Here is a 19,183-nt window from a genome sequence, read left to right as displayed (position 1 = left end):
CCTAGTCACCCTTTTGTTTAATAGCTAAACAAATGCCTTCAACTGATGCTGTTTAGATATGAGTTCATCCAAATCAATCTTCATTTGGAGTGCATCGCGAAGCCCTTCTGCGTGCTCTTTGACCTGTTGCTCCATGATCGATTTCTGAGCAAGCAACCAATTTTCCAATTGGATACCGTAAGCTTTTTCCAGCTCACTTGTTTGCCCTTCGATGAACGCAACAACTGGCGCATTGATCCGATTCTCTAATTCGGCTTTCAACTTGCTTTTACCATCACCCTCGAAAAATTGCTTCGCATTCTTGAAATAACTCTGAAGCAGCTTTAAGCTCACTTCCGATGCCTCAAGCTTCGTTGTCACCTCCGGCGTCACAAACGCATTAGACTCATACGCAGCTTTCTCAAAGCCTTCCAGGAGCAAGGTTAATTCCTCACCCCAGCGATTCATCCGCTTAGTGCTGATAAGATTCATACGATTCTCTACACGCAGTGTAGTGGCCAGTACTTCTTGGGATAGATCATGCCCAATCATCCGTAACAGTTCATTCCATGCGAATTGAAGTGCAACTTTGGGATCTTTGGCCTCATCACGGAACGTAGATGGATTGAAAGCAAAATTATAGAGCTCCCCAAACCGATACATCGTCCGTTGTTTGACATAATACATCAACTCTTGAATTTCTTTTTTCAATTCCTTCAGCTCAGCATCATATCGCGTATCATCAAGTAGATCTAAGCCCTGTTGTTCCGACTCGTCCAGCATAATTAACTGCAGTCTACGTTCTTCCTCACCCGATTGTGCGCGCTCCAGCCACTTCTGCATCGTGCCAATTGCTCGATGCAGCTCCAAATTAGCCGAATGAATAGCTACATCACTCAGCTCATTCAAAGTGAACTGAACAAATTGCTGTTCAAATGGTTGAATACCCGATTGTGCGATTAAGTTTTCATTGCCATTGATTTTGCCTTCAGCAGCCAAATAACTGGATATCGGATAAATGCGCGGATGACGAATGCCATGCTGCACTAAATTCGTTTCCACATGCTTCACGACGCCTGCAAGCTCCTCTGAACTTGCCGCCAAATCCGACGCGTTGACGATGAAAAACATTTTATCCATTTCAAAACTATCCTTAACACGGCCTAACTGAAGGAGAAACTCGCGGTCTGCCTGGGAAAAAGCATGATTATAATAAGTGACGAAAAGAATGGCATCTGCATTTTTAATATAGTTAAAAGCGACACCCGTATGTCGAGCATTAATTGAATCTGCTCCTGGTGTATCCACAAAAATGATCCCTTGATCCGTCAATGGATTGGAATAATATAATTCAATAAACTCTACAAAGCAGGACTTATGTTCTTCCGCAACATAACCTGAGAACTCATCTTTGGTGATTCGCAGTTCGGTCCCCAATTGCCCTGAGGCTGCTTCCCAACCTTTCTCAACGGCTTTCAGGAATGAGAAATGCGGTTTTCCTTTGGCTGTCACGTCAGCAGGTGAAAGCTGGCTAATCCGCTTCAAAGCACTAGTCATATCCGACGCTTCTACACCAAGAATTTGAAGCGAGTATAGAACATCCTCTAAGATCGCATCTGCTTTCTTCATCTTCACTTTAGCCGTGCCATGCGGCCAGCCTTCCGTTGGCGGCATGATCTTGTTGATCGCCGCCGTCGTCGGATTCGGCGACACTGGCAATACCCGTTCACCAATCAACGCATTGGCGAACGAAGATTTACCTGCGCTGAACGCACCAAACAGCGCAATCGTGAACGTCCGCTGGCGCAGACGGTCCGCTTTCTCGCGCATGGAGCGCGCAAGAGATCGCATCGACGGCAGCCCGTCGATGATACTCGAAGCCGCCTGTAAGTCGGCGGCCTTGCGCTCCATGCGCTTGCCGTGTTCACCCGAGGAGAACACGGATGACGGCACTGCGGACGTTTCGGCTGCCACTGTGGAGGCAGCCGCGTCCGTGCCTGCTGCCGCCGAAGCAGTCGCGGCGGCTTGCAGGATCGTCCCCATGGAGGTCACGTGCAGGTTAGCCCCGCTCAGCGGGGCTGCTGCCGGCTCCTCCATGGCCGTGTACTGCTGCGCATCCGGCAGCGCCGGCGCAGATGGTCTTTCCCAGCTGGCCATGCGCAGCAGCTGGGTCTCAGCCGCCGCCTCGGCTTCCTCGAGGCGGGCGAGCTCGCGGCTGGCGCTCAGCCGGCCGCTTAGGGCCTGCAGCTCAGCCGCTAGCGCAGCGGCGGCTGCACGTGAGTTATCGCGGACCGATGCCGCGATGATGTCGATCACCGCAAACGCTAGTTTGCGGTACTGCAGCTTCAGTTCGCCAGCTAGCTGCTTCATGTAGTTCAGCGTATACTCGCCGCCAAACGTCGCTCCTGTATTCACCTGTGATCCGATCAGTGCACCAGTAACTTCGACTTTCAACGCTTCAATCTGTGCAATTAACGCAGCATCATGTTGACCTTGCTCGCTTGCTGCCTTTTTCAGGGCATCTCGCAAATGCCAATCCAGCTGTGCTTCTACTTGCTCTGCCAAATCGGCCTGAAACGCTGTCAGCCGTTTCTCTTGCTCTGCAGAGGTCTTTGCTGCGCTCGAGAAAAATCCAACCTTAAATCCGGGTTTACGGCTATCCAGATAGGCATGTGCGTAATCACGCGTTAGTGCTGGCGTGATATTGGCATTTTCAATGATCGCGCCAACTTCCTTGCGTAGTAGGGTTGTCAACGTTTCTGGCAGGCTATTCAATGTATTCAGCTCGTCTTGCTTTGTCACTGCCAACAATTGAACGTCCTCAACATCGCCTTCCTCGTTAATCGATTCCAGCAATTCTGCCTTCTGCGGTTCATGCTGCTCCGCCAACCATTTGCTGTGTTCAGCTGCCAAATAACGTGCTGATGCATCAATACTATAGCTTCTCAAGATATCACCGCGCTCGATAAGACGGCTTAGCAACCACTGCAACTTAGCGTACTCATTATGTGGATGAGCTGGCTCCTTCATCGTCACAAACAACAAATCATCAGGCTCAATGCCCCAATTTAAAAACGCTTGCTTCGTTCCGCTTTGGTACTGCTCGAAAGGAAGTTCCCATTCCTTATGCTTATCAATCATATTAACAATGAGATAGAGCGGTTTCCCCCACTCTTTCATTTTCTTTGTGAACGCTAAATTCACTTCGGATTGCACATGGTTATAGTCCATGACATAGAACACCACATCCGCTAAATGTAAAGCCGATTCAGTAGATTGATGATGCGCATCATCTGTAGAATCAATACCCGGAGTGTCTAGCAAGGCTGTATCTTCACCGAGAAAGGGAATAGGGTAGCTAATCTCAACAGTTTCGATATCCGTTCCGTTCACACAATAGGCCTCTAACTCGCTGAGTGGAATAGTTGTCGTTTTCCCTTGCGGGTTGACCTGCCCATCATGGCTGCGATGTGTTACATGCGCACCAGGTTGCCCATTGCGAATACTTACAATATTAGCACTCGTTGGAATTGGACTTGATGGTAACAAAGCTTGACCGCACAGCTGATTAATAAGTGTTGATTTCCCGGCAGAGAAATGCCCGCAGAACGCAATATTCATCCGTCCACTATCGAGCTTCTCCAGCAATTGCCCCATTTTCGAGGCATTATCGCCATCACCTGCATGCCTTAGCACTTGCCCCATCTTCTTAAGCGCATCCGGCATGACCGTGATGCTTCCAGCTACTAATTGCGTCATTCGTTCATTCCGCTCCTCTATGAGTTGTTCGTTATTACTACTTCACAGCTATACAGAAAAAAAATCTCCCAAAGGGAGATTCTGGACTTACGTGAGGGCGATTTTTTCTTTTTCCGGTAGGAAAATTTCAAAAACGTCACGATGTTGAAGAATCGTAATATCCGAATCCTTCACTTTCATCACAACAACCTCGGATTTTGTTTTCATTTTGTCTATGTAATTCTGAGGAACCTCACCGGATTCACTGACAGTTACACCTTCAATGACTTTTTCCTCATTATCGGCTAGCGGTGTGTTAATTACTTGCTCATAAATATCGGAGAACAATTCGAAGCTATTGGTATATACGGCGATGCATTTCATTTCAATCCCATCCTTTGTCAGCATTTCATTTGTTTGTAATAGTTTTCCTAGTTGGTTGTGGTTTCATACGCTTCTTCCCCTCACGACATTTGTCCAATAGAGGACAGAAGGTGCAATTGGGGTTCTGTGCCTTACAGTGATATCGACCAAAGAAAATGAGTCGATGATGTGTTTGCGTCCATTCGTCTCGAGGAACTTTCTTCATTAGCTTCTTTTCAACTTCCAGCACGGAATCATCCATGCCTACAAGTCCTAATCGCTTAGAGACTCGTTCCACATGCGTGTCAACCGCAATCGCCGGCACGCCGAAAGCGTTCGATACAACGACATTTGCTGTCTTACGTCCAACACCTGGCAATTCAACCAACTGCTCATGCTTCTCAGGAATTTCACCACCGAACTTGTCCAGTAGCAATTGACACAGCTTATGAATATGACTAGCCTTGTTACGAAATAATCCAATCCTCCGAATATCTTGTTCCAATTCCTCTAACGGAACGGCCAAGTAGTCTTCTGGGCGCTTGTATTTCGCAAACAAGTCTTTAGTAACCTTATTCACGGTTTCATCCGTACACTGAGCCGATAGCAATACAGCAATCGTTAATTCAAATGGATTACTGTGGTTCAACTCACAATGCGCATCCGGATATAGCTCACCGATCGTATCCAGAATATGTCTTACTGTCTTCTGTGTCATAGCTGATCTTCCTTAGGGTCGTAATATTCTTCAGTTTAGCGAATTGTTAGGTCATAATCAATCCTTGAAAGCGTCAAAATGCGAACATTTTCTAAAAAATAAACATTTTTTTTTGAAAATTAGTAAAAAACCGTCTGAAAGAGAAGATACGCTTCTCAATACAGACGGTTGTCCTCTAACTTTTGTTCAAATTTCTACTTTTCAATCTCAACAATTTTATCGTCAAGGATGTAGAGATTCAATTGATCGCCAGCTACATAGGAGGTCAGTGGTACAACTGAAGAACCGCTATGGAAGTATGCTCTAGGGAACAAATTGAACGAAGTCCGATCCCCTGAACTAGTAGCTTTCATATATACTTGATTCAACGTAGAGCTATATTGATCAAACTCCCGTTTAGAAGCTACTGCGACTTGAATAAGCAATTTATCATTGATATCCTTCATCAATTGAACGCGATCCCCCACTTTAATGGAGGAGAAGCTCAAATCCACGCCACCATTTAACTTCACACTGTAATTGCTGCCTGCATTAATAACTTGACTTTTACCTGTAAAATCTTGAACAGTCAAGCTCGTGCCTGCTGCATTCACAGCAGTTACTTTACCACGAATCGGTGTTATCAACTCTGCCCTGGTAATTGAAAGACCTTTGAATGTCAATTTCACATAGTCGTCAATCGCCAAATCAGCGAACACTGCACTAGTGCCATCAGCTTTTACAAGGGAAACACCATCTAATGCGATCGTATAGTTCGTATTCGTGCCATCCATAAACGTAGCTTGTTTCAAATTCGTATTAGTTAAAAGGGTTTTGTATACTTTCGTATTCGTAGTGACAATTTTAGTCACTGTCGTTTGATCATAACTGAGCAGAAGACTTACCTTATCGCCCACTTTCAAGTCAGCAAGCGTACTGTTCGGCTTATTTGCAACTTCAACGATAGGTGTGAAATTTAGCTTAAAGGTTAAACTTTGCCCACTATCCGTTTTCAACGTGACATCATTGGTTTGTGAATTCAATTGTGTTAACACGCCATCCAACTGAGAAGACATTTGAATACTCAACACTTTTTTATTAGAAACGAGAACATCTACATATTTACCAGGAGTAAAAATACCATTAAAAGAGCTAAACGGCAATTTACTGCCATTAAACGTGATTGAAATACCATCGTTTAGAATAAAAGCATTGGGGTTTCCAGCATTATCTGTAACTGTTAAAATTTTGGATGAGTCCTTATAATCAATGATTTTAGCAAAATATAAATTCTCAATGGAGCGATTTATTACGGTAATCGTTGTAACCTTATTGTTCAAAACATCTAGCTTTAATTGATCACCAGCAGCCAGATCATAAATACTTGCGTTCGTTAAACCATTAATAACCACGCTAGTATTATTACTCAATTCAAAGACATCCACAGTCTTGCCAGAAGTTTTATTGATCAAAATCGTAGAATGATCGTCTGTAAATTGTTTAAACGTCCCTTCTACACTCGTACCAACATCCGCTTGCTTTTTGACGATAATCTTCACGATTTCACTATTCTTGACCGTGTATTCAACCGTATCACCAACATGGATGGCATCTACACTAATTAACGTGTTATCTGCAAGTGTCGCTACTAGATTACTAGAGAAACCATATGTCTCTGGTTCGCCAGTAGCGGAACCAAGCAGCGTCAATTGCATAGCCTCTTTATTTAACGTTTGAATATCACCGACCGCTGTTTTGTTCACTGGAATTTGTTTTACAACGATGGATGTATATTTGTCACTGTCTACAAGTTGACTTTTACGAATTTGAATCGTGCTGCCCGCGACGATTTCACCTAAGCTAAGTCCACGCCCATCGCTATCAGTTACAGCGACATCTGACGCTAAATCATAGCTTTCATAATCATCTAAGGTCGCCTTCATCGTTGACAGATTTAACTTCAACAACTGACCTTCATGTATGTCCATGTGCAATTCATCACTTAGAATTTCTACATAATAAGCTGTACCGTTTACTTGAACAATGGAGATTTCATATGTTTCTTGCAGAACTTTAGGTGCAATTGCAACATCATCTTTGTTTCCGAAAAATACGGTATTGGGCGAAATCTTATATGTACTCGTATTTCCGTCTTTATCCATTAGACCAATGCTTCCGCTCGTTAGGCTAGTCAAATAGCCCTTCTTAGCACGCTCTGGCAAAGTAAGTGAATCCTTTTGAGAACGACTTAGGAAAGCCGCCATTTGCGCACGTGTTACAGCGCCTTTCGGTTGAAAAGAACCATCTTCAAAACCGTCAACGATTTTGAGAGCTACCGCTGCATTAATAAACCCTAATGCACTGCTGCTAATCTGCGTATTATCTGTGAATGATGTTGCTTTACTCGATAAGCTTTGTGCGAGACTAGCTTTGCCAATCGCACGGATGACGACTTCAGCTACCCATTCTCGCGTCGCTTTTTGTTGTCCCCAATTGCCAACCGGCTTCGTACCTTGTGTTCTTACCTTTTCTTGCTCTGTTGAAATCAAGCCTTTTTGTAAGGCTAGTGCTACGTAGTTACGAGCATATTTATCAACTAACATGAAGTCAGGAAATACCGTTTCAGAATTCAAATTATCGACATCGGATTGTAATCCCATCATCCGTGTCGCCATAATTAATACATCTTGTTGCGTTACCGAAGTTTCTGGTGAATAAATACCATCTCCAACTCCCTCAATAACTCCTTCCAAAGCAAGCTTGGAAATATGACGGATCCCCCAGTAGTTACTACTCACATCGTTAAAAGATAAACGTACATTCGCATTAGCGGCTGTTGTTGAAGTTGTTGTAGTTGTAGTAGTATTCACGGGTGCTGCAAGGACTGGCGTACCTGCTAGACTTGTGATGATCAATGAGCTTACGATAGCACTCGCCAATTGCTTATTTTTCATATTCAAATTTAACTCCTCTTCAGTTCCTAATTAGTTAGGTCGTTTAATTGGGTATGGAAGCTCCAAGTGTCCCATTAAACTATCAACTTGCTTACCATCTTTAAGGATATACAATGTTTTTACTTCAGGGAATTGAAAAATGGTTTTCTTCAGTGCTTGTAGGAATAACTCTTCCCCAGGGGCCCCCAATTGCGTTTTGGGACCGAATGTCATGTCCAGCTTTATTTCACCTTTGACGCTATCAAATTTCACACTTGTAAATTTCAAATCATCGAATAAGGGAATAGCCTTCGGATCATCACTTTTCTGAAGTGCTTTAAGAGCAGCCTCATACGCATCAGAATCCTTCACAACACTCACCGTGACCACTTTTTCAACGAGCTTCATTTCATCTTGGTCACTGTAATAAGCTTTGACCTGCAACTGCTTCTGAGGCGCAGCTGTAGGTTTCGGTGTAATTGTTGGTATGGATGTTGCAATCGGTGTAGATGTTGTTTGCGGTGCCGTTGTAGCGGCCCCAGATAATTGAACTTTCTGGCCACAAGCCGTAACAGACAATGTGATGGCACTTACAAGGAGCGCTCCTTGAACTAGGCGACTTGTTTTGTTCATCTTATTCACTCCTTAGCATTATGCCTAGACAGGCTAGCCTATTTTGATCCGCTTGATGGTCTACATATTTACTTAAGGTTTAAATATTCCTTAATAGCGGCAACAAGTGAAGCAGCTAATTTGTCCTGGAATGCCTCTTTGTACATCGCAGATTCATCATTCTTATTGGACAAATAACCAACTTCAAGCAAGACTGCAGGCATACTCGTTTTGGTAATAACGCGGAAGTCTGCTTGACGAACCTTTCGATCAGCAAACCCAGTAGCTGGAACAGCGTACTTATGAATCACGTTGGCGAAATCTAAGCTCTCGGGCCTGTTATAGTAGGTTTCCGTTCCTGATACAGTTGCTTTGGCACTATTTCCGTGAATTGATAGAAAGAGGTCTGCTGAAATATCATTGGCAAAAGAAACACGATCATCTAATGGAATGAAAGTATCATCAGAACGAGTCATCAGAACATGCACCCGCTTATCTTTCGCTAATAGTGCTTCTACCTTCTTCGCTGTAGAGAGTGTAAATTCCTTCTCATGCTTACCTGTAATGGAGAGTGCACCAGGATCGTTGTCACCGTGACCGGCATCGATGATAACCGTTAACTTCCTCTCACCTATCGAAGCTTTCCATTGATTAGGAAGTTTGGACGGAATCGTCTGGTACTCCGTAGGCGCGTTCAAATCCAGAATAATTCTCACTGTTGCTGGATTATCGTTAAAATTTGAAAATCGCACTTTGGACACTAACGGCTGCTTGGATGGCAACTCTCCGGAATTTTTAACAAGCAGCTTCTGTAGAGATTCATCCAATGTGGTATTAGGGAAATCAAACACGAGACGAGAAGGATTCGCTAAAGTTAAAACTCTTGGACTTAGGGTCCCATCTTTTGCATTGACTGAAAATTCCGTTTCGGATAGTGAAATAGAAGTAATCACATGAACAGATGGATCTGGTGTGACTGTTCCTGTCCCATTCCCTGTGTTTGTTCCTGTTCCTGATCCGTTTCCTGTTCCGGTGGAAGGCTTTGTTCCTGGAGGTTTGGTCTCTGGATTTGGTGTACCTCCATCGGGAACTACAACGTCAACAGGTCCCGTGACTGGTTTAGAATCCGATTCAACATCTTTGAACATGTGTACGGAAGAAGTAGCGCCATCCCACTTAAATTCAATACCCAATACTTCACCGATGAAACGCAATGGAAGCATCGTGGAGCCATTTTCTATCTTAGGTCCTACTTCTAATGTTTCTTTTTTACCATTAATGATGGCAGTTACATTGTTTATCACAAGTTGAATATTAATCTTGTCTTTCACAATAGTTACCTTACTTGTAGCTTCGTCCCAACTTACTTTTGCACCGATTTGTTCGACGATTATTCGAACCGGAACAATCGTATTATCATTCACAATTCGCGGCTGAACACCTTGGACTTCGAGCTGCTTTTCATTCATATAAAGCTTAATCGGCTTCGGTGCTTCAGCCCCAAAGGCGGTAGTTGGCAGCAGCAACAGACATGCGAGCAAAAACAAACAAAATGCAGGAAATTTCATCATTCACCTCTATGTAATGTCGGAATTGGGGGATTTCGGGGGATGTAGGAACGCAACCAATCAGCAAATTCTACGAAACTATCAGCTTCCTTTATATTATAGCAAAATTAACCTATACCTGACAGCACAACCTCCTTTGCTTCGACATTCTAGTAATCTATTAGACGATACAAATTGCCAAAAGTTGCAAGATTTATATTTAAAACTTGAAAAATAGAAGCACATTCGGAGTATGCTTTGCTTATCCTAAGGCTCAAAATATATTAATTCAAAAACTTAGTGAAAGTCTGCGCGTTATCAGAAACCTACTTGTAACACCTTTCATACACAGAAATGCATATACCGAACCTAACAGTTCATTGGTCAATTACATTGAGAGTGTTAGTTAGGAATGGGTTGGGAACTGTCAAAAATGCAAAAGTGCAGTTTTGAATGAGTATATCCCTCATTTTTTGAAAATTGATGCAAATAGGCATCAATTTAGTGTGATTTGTTGATATATCATTGAAATTTGATAGAATGGTTGCCTATTTGCACGCATTTGCTAATTTGGAGGATAAATGGGGAGAAAAGGTTGCCTATTTGTATTTTTCAGAGAATAATCCCCTATCAACCAACCAGTAATCCTACAACAATCGGTTGGGCTTGGGCTTGTTAGATTGGGCTTGTTGGGATGTGCTTGTTGGGTTGCGCTTGTTCGGTTGGGCTTGTTGGGATGCGCTTGTTCGGTTGCGCTTGTTTGATTGGGCTTGTTGGGCTGGGCTTGTTCGGTTGGGCTTGTTAGATTGGGCTTGTTCGGTTGCGCTTGTTGGGTTGAGCTTGTTGGCTTGAGCTTGGGCTTGGGTTGGGCTTGTTAGATCGCCCTAGTTGGTTTCAAGGCTAGAGGTTCCCGGGGTGGAAGCGTTGGAGGTTACACGATTAAATGAATTAATGGAAATAGTACAGTTAAATTCGCGATATCTCCCTTCAAAAGTGAAATAACTGCAAAATACGTAGTTATTTTCACTCATTTCTACCTGAATGACGGAATCCTCGGAAAATAACTACCTTTTTTCCATCTAATCGCTCTTTACACACATTTATCTTGATTTTAGATGTAGATTTTCCAGTTAAACAAGTATCTGAGCATTGTCTGCAGCAGCTGTATAGCAAAAAAGACGTATCCCACTAGGGGGATACGTCTTCTGGAATTTACTTATTTGTAAGCTAAACGTTTTTGGTGAGCTTGCTCATACGCTGTGATCTTCGCTTCATGTTGAAGTGTCAATCCGATGTCATCCAAGCCTTGCAGCAAGAATTGGCGACGGTGCTCATCCAAATCAAATTGGATTTCAAGACCGTATTCATCAGTCAGCTTTTTATTTTCTAGATCAACATTCAATTTGTATCCATCGTGCTTTGCAGTACGTTGGAACAAATCTTCAACTTGCTCTTCCGACAATTTGATTGGCAGAATGCTGTTTTTGAAACAGTTGTTGTAAAAAATGTCAGCATAGGAAGGCGCTATGATAACGCGGAATCCGAAATCTTGAATCGCCCAAGGCGCGTGCTCACGGGATGATCCGCAACCAAAGTTCGCTCTGGAGATCAGAACGGAAGCTCCTTGATAACGATCTTGATTTAATGGGAAATTCTCGATTACGTTGCCTGCTTCATCCCATCTCCACTCGAAGAAAAGGAATTGTCCGAAGCCAGAACGCTCAATACGTTTAAGAAATTGTTTAGGGATAATTGCATCTGTATCTACGTTTACACGATCAACAGGGCCTACAAGACCTGTATGTTGTTTGAAAGCTTCCATGTTCTCATTCTCCTTAAAGTTTTGCTACAGCAAAACTAGCATCTTAAACATTACTTTATTTCGCCGAAATTAAGCTTGTTGGTATTCTTTAATTTCCCAATCACGAACGTCATAGAAATGACCTTTGATTGCTGCAGCAACAGCCATTGCTGGAGATACAAGATGCGTACGTCCGCCGCGGCCTTGACGACCTTCAAAGTTACGGTTGGATGTGGAAGCACAGCGTTGTCCTGGTTGAAGTACGTCTGGGTTCATTGCCAAACACATACTACAGCCCGCATCGCGCCATTCGAATCCAGCGTCGGAGAAGATTTTATCCAAACCTTCTTTCTCCGCTTGAATTTTCACGCGACCGGAACCTGGAACTACGATTGCAGTTACACTTGGATCAACTGTATAACCTTGTGCAATCTTAGCTGCTGCACGAAGATCTTCGATGCGTCCATTTGTACAAGAACCGATGAAGACATAATCCACTTTCAGTTCTGTCATCGGTGTTCCTGGTGTTAAATCCATATATTCAAGCGCTTTTTCAGCAGCTTTACGTTCATTCTCTGTTTCGAAGCTTTGCGGATCCGGAACCAAGGAAGTTACACTTGTTCCCATACCAGGGCTCGTACCCCAGGTCACTTGCGGGATCAATGTATCTGCGTCGAATTCCAATACCCAGTCATACGTAGCGCCTTCGTCAGTAACAAGATTCGTCCACTCTGCCACAGCTGCGTCGAAATCAGCACCTTGAGGTACATATTCACGACCACGAAGGTAGTTAAATGTTGTTGCATCAGGAGCGATTAGTCCAGCACGAGCTCCACCTTCAATAGACATGTTACAAACAGTCATACGCTCTTCCATGGAAAGACCACGGATCGCTTCGCCTGTGTACTCAATAACATAGCCTGTTGCAAAGTCTGTGCCGTATTTCGCGATAACACCAAGGATCAAATCCTTCGCAGTAACGCCTGGCTTCAAGTTGCCAATGATACGAACTTCCAGGGATTTCGCTCTGGATTGTTGAAGTGTTTGTGTCGCCATAACGTGTTCAACTTCACTTGTACCGATACCGAAAGCAAGTGCGCCGAATGCGCCGTGTGTGGAAGTATGGCTATCACCACATACGATTGTTTTACCTGGGTGCGTAAGACCAAGTTCAGGTCCCATTACGTGAACAACACCTTGATCTAGGCTATCCAAGTCAAAAAGTGTAACGCCGAAGTCACGGCAGTTTTGTGAAAGTGTATCGATTTGTTGCTTCGAAATTGGATCTGTAATATTAAAACGATCTTTCGTTGGTACGTTGTGGTCCATTGTTGCGAAAGTTAAATCAGGACGACGAACTTTACGACCGGACAAACGAAGCCCTTCAAAAGCCTGCGGTGAAGTTACTTCATGTACTAGATGCAAATCAATATAAATAACGCTAGGCTTGCCATCTTCCTGGTTAATAACGTGATTATCCCAAATCTTCTCGAACATTGTCTTTTTACTCATACCCAGTCACCTCTTGTCATTATCCGCATTAGTTTGCTAATGTCTTACCCTCATACAGTACTTTAGCACGGATCACGTCATAGTTCCAAGATATAATAACTATAAGCTTGATAGATAACTCCTATATAGTTTAGAAGTTGTTAATATTTTGCAGAATGTTGTTGACATATGAAGTGATAATGATTATCATTCTCCTAGCGGTATCGAATTGGCCATCGATTCACCAATTTTTAGAATACATACATTCAGGGGGATTTATTGTGCGAAAACTTATTAAACCAGTTACTTTTACACTTTCACTTATGTTGCTGTTCATTACTGCAGCATGCGGAACTTCGAACACGTCTTCTTCTACTGCATCACCTGCTCCAGCAGCAACCGTTCAACCTTCAGCAACTCCTGCTGCAGATAAGACTATTACACACGCACTGGGAACAACGACAATTAAAGGTACACCGAAACGCATTGTAACATTAGAATGGGCATACACAGAAGATGTGCTAGCACTTGGCCTTCAACCTGTAGGCTCCGCTGATATTAAAGGCTACCAAGGTGCAGTAAATGTTAAGCCAGCACTCGATGCTTCTGTTACTGATGTAGGGACTCGTCAAGAGCCTAACTTAGAAACAATTACTGGTCTGAAGCCTGATCTTATCATTACAAGCACGTTGCGTTCGAGCAAAAATTACGAAGCTCTTTCCAAGATTGCTCCTACGATCGCATTTGAATCGTACCCAGCTGAAGGAAAAGGCGATCAATACTCAGATATGATAACTACATTTAAAACAATTTCAGATATCGTTGGTAAGAAGGCTGAAGGAGATAAAGTACTTGCTGATCTTGACAAAGCCTTCGCGGATACGAAAGCAAAATTAGTTACAGCGAAAAAAGATGGAGCTGAGTTCGCTTTAACACAAGCGTTCAGCAACCAAAACAATGCTGTTCTACGTATGTTCACTGACAACTCCATGGTTGTTCAAATTATGCAACGTATCGGTTTGAAGAATGTATTTAAGTCCACTAAATTTGAGCTTTATGGCTTCTCAACTGCTTCCGTAGAAGCTTTACCTGCTGTTCAAAATGCGAACTTCTTCTACATCGTTCAAGATGCGGATAACGTATTCGAGAAACAATTGAAAGACAATGCCGTATGGAAAGGTCTTTCGTTTGTGAAAGACAACAAAACATTCAAGCTTCCAGGCAACACTTGGACTTTCGGTGGACCTTTATCTGCCAAACTATTCGCTGAGCTAACTGCTGCTGCACTTACGAAATGATCCAATCTGCGATGAAATCGAAAACTAACCGTTTCGCTAATATCGAGTGGAAATCACTTCTTGTATTTGGAGGTGGGGGGCTCGCTCTCTGCCTTCTGCTTTTTCTCAACTTAACGCAAGGAGAAGCGAACATTACCCTTCATACGGTTATACAAGCTTTGATATCTCCACAAGATACCCCCGACCATTTAATGGTGCGGGGGCTTCGCATGCCGCGCGCAGTGATGGGGATGCTCGCAGGAGCAGCACTTGCCGTTGCCGGTGCTTTGTTACAAACCGTCACACGCAATCCTCTCGCCTCCGCTTCAACGTTAGGTTTGAATGCGGGTGCTTATTTCATTATTGTTTTGGCTGCTGTGTTTTTCCCGGCCTTGAAGTCAGATCATGCTTTATTGTTGGCATTAGTTGGGGCTTGTGGTGCAGCAGTAATGGCCTATTACATGTCGGGTGGCCGCAAAAGCTCACCACTACGCATGGCACTTGCCGGTATGATCGTAACACTCGTACTTTCAGCCTTCACAAGCGGACTGCAAATCATGTATGAGGATGCGACAAATGGCTTATTCATGTGGGGTTCAGGTGCATTGGGTCAGAACGATTGGCAAGGTGTCCAGTATGCACTTCCTTGGATTTGTATTGGGCTCGTCGTCGCTTTACTGTTTCATCAAAAACTAGATATGCTTGCTCTTAGTGAAGAAACCGCTATTTCATTAGGTGAGAATATCAACTTAGTTCGATTTATTGCTCTAGCTGCAGCGATTCTGCTAGCAGGTGTAACTGTAAGCGTTGTGGGACCTATCGGTTTTATCGGGCTTATCGCACCTCATCTTGTCCGATTAATTGGCTTACAACGACACAGACTATTAATCCCAGGAAGTGCGATCTGGGGAGCCGCAGTTTTACTTGGTGCTGATACAATTGCCAAAATGTTCCGTAGTACACTAGGTGAGCTTCCTGCAGGTTCCGTAACCGCATTGATTGGCGCACCATGGTTAATTTGGCTGGCAATCCGCGGATCTCGAATGAAAGCTTCCGCTGAGAGCAGCTCTATGAGTGTCGGTTACGTAGGCACCAAGATTCCTTATACAATTCTAGTTGTTGTATCTGCGATTGCCCTTATCTTCTTGGTGCTTTTCGGCTTAACAGCAGGTGCTTTGCATATCCCTCTATCTAACGTAATAGCCGTATTGACTGGTCAAGGCGAAGAAATGGCGGCCAATGTCATTCTGAACTTACGTCTGCCTCGCATCCTGGTAGCTGCGCTCGCTGGCGCCTCCTTGGCCGTTGCTGGCTCCATGATGCAAGGAGCTGTTCGCAATCCACTTGCAGATCCATCCGTTGTTGGCGTTACATCTGGCGCTGGGATGGGTGCCCTGCTCGTGTTGACGATTTGGCCAACAGCGTCTGCTACTTGGGTACCTATTGGCGCTATAGTCGGAGCACTCCTTTCCGCGGGGAGCGTCTATGCCTTCGCTTGGAAAAAGGGACTTAATCCCGTCGTTCTGATTCTTGTCGGAATTGCAGTTTCCGCAATTGGCTCAGCTGTCATTCAATTTCTCGTGATCCAATCCAAGCTGGGTGCCGCTCCAGCACTTACATGGCTAGCGGGAAGTACCTATGCCAGAGGCTGGAAGGAAGTCATCCAACTACTAATAACAACGATCATTCTACTCCCTAGTGCTTGGTTACTTGGTCGGCGTGTAGATCTATTAGCATTTGGTGACCACGTGTCTATTGGACTAGGTCTGAAGTTACAAAGGACGAGATTGGTTTCTGCAGCAATCGGCGTGTTCGTTGCTGCGATTGCCGTAGCCGCGGTCGGAACCGTAAGCTTCGTAGGCTTACTAGCGCCACACGCTGTTCGTCTATTCATGGGGCAGCATCATCAGAAGTCGGTTGTACTTTCGGCCATCTTAGGGGCGATCCTACTAACATTGGCTGATATTATAGGCAAAACGATTCTCATTCCAAAAGAGATTCCATCTGGTATCGTTGTAGCTATTATTGGAGCTCCTTATCTATTATTCCTTATGTATAGAAGCACTGTTCGTAAATAGCAAATAGTAAATAGTAACCAAAGATAACCATAAAGGGCAATGAAACTGGATGAAACCAGTCATCATTGCCCTTTATGGTTATTTATTCCTATGTCCACCTTGTTTCACCCCAAAAAGCTTGATATGATAACTTTCAAGACATCTATAAAGGAGACACTTCTTCGCATGGAATTACGTCAATTACAGTATGCCATCCAGATCGCCATAGAACGGAATTTCTCTCGTGCAGCGGAGAAGTTACATATTGCCCAACCTTCATTAAGCCAGCAATTGTCAAAACTTGAGAAGGAACTTGGTGTCCTTTTATTCCAGCGCAGTACGAATTCAGTTGAGTTGACCCACGCAGGTTCTCTATTTGTAGAGAAGTCACAAAAGATTCTCGATATGATCGAGGGGCTCAAAAAGGAAATGGAAGACATTTCTCAGATGAAAAAAGGCCGCCTAGTGATCGGCTCTATGCCAATTACGGGATCGACCATTTTACCCTTCGTGGTACCCGTGTTTCAAGCCGCTTATCCGGATATCGAAATATCGCTGGTAGAAGAAACTTCATCTAACTTAGAAACGTTAACTGTAAATGGCCAGACCGATATTTCGCTACTATCTTTGCCTTTGCGAGAAGAATCTCTCGTTTATGAGACATTATTAGAAGAAGAAATCATCCTTGCCGTTCCGCCGCTGCACCCCTTAGCATCCAGTAAGGAACCTATCCGAATTTCACAATTGGAAAAAGAAGCATTTATCGCCCTGAAAAAAGGACAAGGCTTCCGCAAGCTGACCCTGGATCTGTGTCAGGAAGCTGGCTTCACCCCAAATATCGTTTTTGAATCGAGTAATATGGAAACCGTGCAATCGCTTGTTGCTGCTGGTATGGGAGTCGCTTTCGTTCCATACTTAATCTCCAAAAGAAGTCTACATGAGCTTTCTCCCGTAAACGTCGCTCTAGAGGGCAGACCAACTCGCAAGCTAGTCATTGCTTATCGCAAAGGACGCTATATTTCCAAAGCAGCTGAAGCCTTTATCTCCACTATGAAAGAGGTTATGCAAACGATTCGTTAGCATAACCTCCCAAAGTCAAAAGGAGTGGTCCCTTTGAGTCGAAATTTAATTATTTTCTTGTGTATCGCTAGTTTAATGGATGCAGGATTAACGGATATGGGTCTCCGATTGCAATTGATTGGCGAAGCTAATCCGATTATGGCTTTCCTGTACGAACATAGCTATGTTGCCTTCTATGGCATTAAAATCATACTCCCCCTTTCCCTCTTCTTTATTGCAGCAAAAGTAGGCAAACGACTGCTTATTAACAATTTATTTCGCCTCTCAACCGTTATTTATTTAGGTATTCTCCTCTTGCATGCTTACTGGATCACAACGTCATTCTCTCAAAGCTTGAATATCTGAATCGTGCGCTGCAATTGTGTTACCATACGAAGCATTTGCTCGGACTGAATAACAACAGCTTTGACGGAACGTGTTTGTTGTACCATCGAAGTAGATACCTGCTCTGTACCCGCTGCTGATTGCTGGGTAATCGCTGAAATATTCTCCATAGTGCCTGTAATGAACTGAGCAGCATTCAGCATCTTCTGACTTTCTCCTGTAAACTCACTCATTCGTTGCGTAATGAATTGAATACTTTCAACCATCTCACCGAATATTTTTTCCGTAGCTTCAATAGACTCTGTCTGTCTACGAGCAATTTCCTCGTTGATCTGAATATTTTTCTGCGCCATTTTAATGCTATTCTCTATGTTATGTACCATATGGAACACGCTCTTGGCTGATTTGGATGACTCTTCAGCTAACTTACGGACTTCTTGAGCAACAACAGAGAACCCTCTTCCATGCTCGCCTGCACGTGCTGCTTCAATGGAAGCATTCAAGGACAGCAAGTTGGTTTGTTCAGCAATTTCAGAAATTGTGCGTGTAATGGAGGAAATACCTGCTGCTTCCTTCACTAGATCATCAATCGTCCCTGATACATTACTTGTCGCAAGTACGATATGAGAAACGCTCTCAGATTGACTTTCTACAGCTCTCATCCCTTTTTTCACAAGATCGAGCGTTTGACAGCAACGATTGTTCATGGCATGTGTGGAATCCACATAATCCGTGATTTTGGTTTCGATTTCCTTTACGACGGAAAAGCTTTTAAACACACCAGATGAGATCTCATTAGCTCCCTCCGCAAGGGAAGTGACCGAACCTGTAGCCTCAACAATCATTGTGTTAATACCTTCGTTTTTGTGATAAATATCACGACTTGAGTCCGCTACATGCTTCGAAATCGAAGCCGTTTCATTTAGCAACTCCTTAAGTTTCACGATCATCGCATTAAAGGATCGCCCCATATCGCCGAGCGCATCCTTGGATGATGCATCCACGGTTTGTGTGAAGTCTCCTTTGGCAATATTCATCGCGACACGAGTAACATTATCAATGGGCTCTGTTAACGCCTTTTCCAAGAAACGCACATAAGGAAAGCTAAATACCATGAGTATAAGTGACGACGATAATGCGAAAATGATGGATACATCTGCCGTTAACATGAGAATGAGGATAATAATGGTGTAGAAGGCAACAACAGTATAATAGCCGAGCTGAAGCTTAGCACGAAACGATTGAGCTAGAAACCAGTTCATAGGAGTCCGACCTCTCTTTATA

Annotated in this window: 14 protein-coding genes; 5 read left to right on the top strand and 9 right to left on the bottom strand. The window is 43.7% G+C overall.

Features of this window, described 5'->3' with window-relative positions:
• Window positions 1–24 precede the first annotated feature (24 nt).
• The 6 genes from HQN88_RS09450 to HQN88_RS09425 form a co-directional block, all read right to left on the bottom strand.
• On the bottom strand, window positions 25–3,738 hold the full coding sequence (locus HQN88_RS09450; RefSeq protein WP_173110346.1) for a dynamin family protein: 3,714 nt from the start codon (window positions 3,736–3,738) through the stop codon (window positions 25–27).
• 87 nt (window positions 3,739–3,825) lie between these two features.
• Window positions 3,826–4,101 carry a hypothetical protein gene (locus tag HQN88_RS09445; protein WP_028554377.1) on the bottom strand — a complete coding sequence of 92 codons (276 nt, stop codon included), beginning with the start codon at window positions 4,099–4,101 and terminating at the stop codon, window positions 3,826–3,828.
• Window positions 4,102–4,126: 25 nt separating this feature from the next.
• Window positions 4,127–4,798, bottom strand: coding sequence for an endonuclease III (gene nth, locus HQN88_RS09440; RefSeq protein ID WP_173110344.1), 672 nt, complete (start codon window positions 4,796–4,798; stop codon window positions 4,127–4,129).
• Between the two features lie 194 nt (window positions 4,799–4,992).
• Window positions 4,993–7,731 (bottom strand): S-layer homology domain-containing protein, encoded by a 2,739-nt coding sequence (locus tag HQN88_RS09435; protein ID WP_173110342.1) that lies wholly within the window; start codon window positions 7,729–7,731, stop codon window positions 4,993–4,995.
• A 30-nt stretch (window positions 7,732–7,761) separates the two neighbouring features.
• Window positions 7,762–8,343, bottom strand: coding sequence for a GerMN domain-containing protein (locus HQN88_RS09430; RefSeq protein ID WP_173110340.1), 582 nt, complete (start codon window positions 8,341–8,343; stop codon window positions 7,762–7,764).
• Window positions 8,344–8,411: 68 nt separating this feature from the next.
• Entirely contained in the window at window positions 8,412–9,893 is a 1,482-nt protein-coding gene (locus tag HQN88_RS09425) for an N-acetylmuramoyl-L-alanine amidase family protein (protein ID WP_173110338.1), read from the bottom strand.
• Window positions 9,894–10,541: 648 nt separating this feature from the next.
• On the opposite strand from HQN88_RS09425, the gene HQN88_RS09420 reads away from it, so the two are divergent.
• Window positions 10,542–10,721 carry a hypothetical protein gene (locus tag HQN88_RS09420; RefSeq protein WP_173110335.1) on the top strand — a complete coding sequence of 60 codons (180 nt, stop codon included), beginning with the start codon at window positions 10,542–10,544 and terminating at the stop codon, window positions 10,719–10,721.
• Window positions 10,722–11,085: 364 nt separating this feature from the next.
• Here HQN88_RS09420 and leuD read toward each other — a convergent pair whose 3' ends face one another.
• On the bottom strand, window positions 11,086–11,691 hold the full coding sequence (gene leuD, locus HQN88_RS09415; protein ID WP_173110333.1) for a 3-isopropylmalate dehydratase small subunit: 606 nt from the start codon (window positions 11,689–11,691) through the stop codon (window positions 11,086–11,088).
• Between the two features lie 69 nt (window positions 11,692–11,760).
• Window positions 11,761–13,182: a 3-isopropylmalate dehydratase large subunit gene (gene leuC, locus HQN88_RS09410; RefSeq protein ID WP_173110331.1), complete on the bottom strand. Its 1,422-nt coding sequence runs from the start codon at window positions 13,180–13,182 to the stop codon at window positions 11,761–11,763.
• A gap of 260 nt (window positions 13,183–13,442) precedes the next feature.
• Between leuC and HQN88_RS09405 the strand changes: the two genes are divergently transcribed.
• The 4 genes from HQN88_RS09405 to HQN88_RS09390 all read left to right on the top strand — a co-directional run bounded on the left by HQN88_RS09405 (window position 13,443) and on the right by HQN88_RS09390 (window position 17,920).
• Window positions 13,443–14,459 (top strand): ABC transporter substrate-binding protein, encoded by a 1,017-nt coding sequence (locus HQN88_RS09405; RefSeq protein WP_274319027.1) that lies wholly within the window; start codon window positions 13,443–13,445, stop codon window positions 14,457–14,459.
• A gap of 11 nt (window positions 14,460–14,470) precedes the next feature.
• Entirely contained in the window at window positions 14,471–16,516 is a 2,046-nt protein-coding gene (fhuB, locus tag HQN88_RS09400; RefSeq protein WP_246320122.1) for a Fe(3+)-hydroxamate ABC transporter permease FhuB, read from the top strand.
• Window positions 16,517–16,681: 165 nt separating this feature from the next.
• A complete protein-coding gene (locus HQN88_RS09395) occupies window positions 16,682–17,575 on the top strand; it encodes a LysR family transcriptional regulator (RefSeq protein ID WP_173110325.1) in 894 nt (297 codons plus the stop codon).
• A gap of 33 nt (window positions 17,576–17,608) precedes the next feature.
• A complete protein-coding gene (locus HQN88_RS09390) occupies window positions 17,609–17,920 on the top strand; it encodes a DUF5658 family protein (RefSeq protein ID WP_173110323.1) in 312 nt (103 codons plus the stop codon).
• Here HQN88_RS09390 and HQN88_RS09385 read toward each other — a convergent pair.
• Window positions 17,902–19,161 (bottom strand): methyl-accepting chemotaxis protein, encoded by a 1,260-nt coding sequence (locus HQN88_RS09385; RefSeq protein WP_173110321.1) that lies wholly within the window; start codon window positions 19,159–19,161, stop codon window positions 17,902–17,904. The two genes, HQN88_RS09390 and HQN88_RS09385, sit on opposite strands and share 19 nt — an antisense overlap.
• Between the last annotated feature and the right edge of the window lie 22 nt (window positions 19,162–19,183).

The organism is Paenibacillus qinlingensis, from assembly GCF_013204845.1.
Lineage (GTDB): Bacteria > Bacillota > Bacilli > Paenibacillales > NBRC-103111 > Paenibacillus_E > Paenibacillus_E qinlingensis.
Note: the sequence above shows the minus strand (reverse complement) of the source record. Positions and strands in the feature narration are given on the sequence as shown.

Bases quoted from the DNA above. Each gene is read 5' to 3' on its own strand.
- HQN88_RS09445 (WP_028554377.1), bottom strand. From the start codon at position 4,101: ATGAAATGCATCGCCGTATATACCAATAGCTTCGAATTGTTCTCCGAT.
- nth (WP_173110344.1), bottom strand. From the start codon at position 4,798: ATGACACAGAAGACAGTAAGACATATTCTGGATACGATCGGTGAGCTA.
- HQN88_RS09430 (WP_173110340.1), bottom strand. From the start codon at position 8,343: ATGAACAAAACAAGTCGCCTAGTTCAAGGAGCGCTCCTTGTAAGTGCC.
- leuD (WP_173110333.1), bottom strand. From the start codon at position 11,691: ATGGAAGCTTTCAAACAACATACAGGTCTTGTAGGCCCTGTTGATCGT.
- HQN88_RS09425 (WP_173110338.1), bottom strand. From the start codon at position 9,893: ATGATGAAATTTCCTGCATTTTGTTTGTTTTTGCTCGCATGTCTGTTG.
- HQN88_RS09395 (WP_173110325.1), top strand. From the start codon at position 16,682: ATGGAATTACGTCAATTACAGTATGCCATCCAGATCGCCATAGAACGG.
- HQN88_RS09385 (WP_173110321.1), bottom strand. From the start codon at position 19,161: ATGAACTGGTTTCTAGCTCAATCGTTTCGTGCTAAGCTTCAGCTCGGC.
- leuC (WP_173110331.1), bottom strand. From the start codon at position 13,182: ATGAGTAAAAAGACAATGTTCGAGAAGATTTGGGATAATCACGTTATT.
- HQN88_RS09435 (WP_173110342.1), bottom strand. From the start codon at position 7,731: ATGAAAAATAAGCAATTGGCGAGTGCTATCGTAAGCTCATTGATCATC.
- HQN88_RS09450 (WP_173110346.1), bottom strand. From the start codon at position 3,738: ATGACGCAATTAGTAGCTGGAAGCATCACGGTCATGCCGGATGCGCTT.
- fhuB (WP_246320122.1), top strand. From the start codon at position 14,471: ATGAAATCGAAAACTAACCGTTTCGCTAATATCGAGTGGAAATCACTT.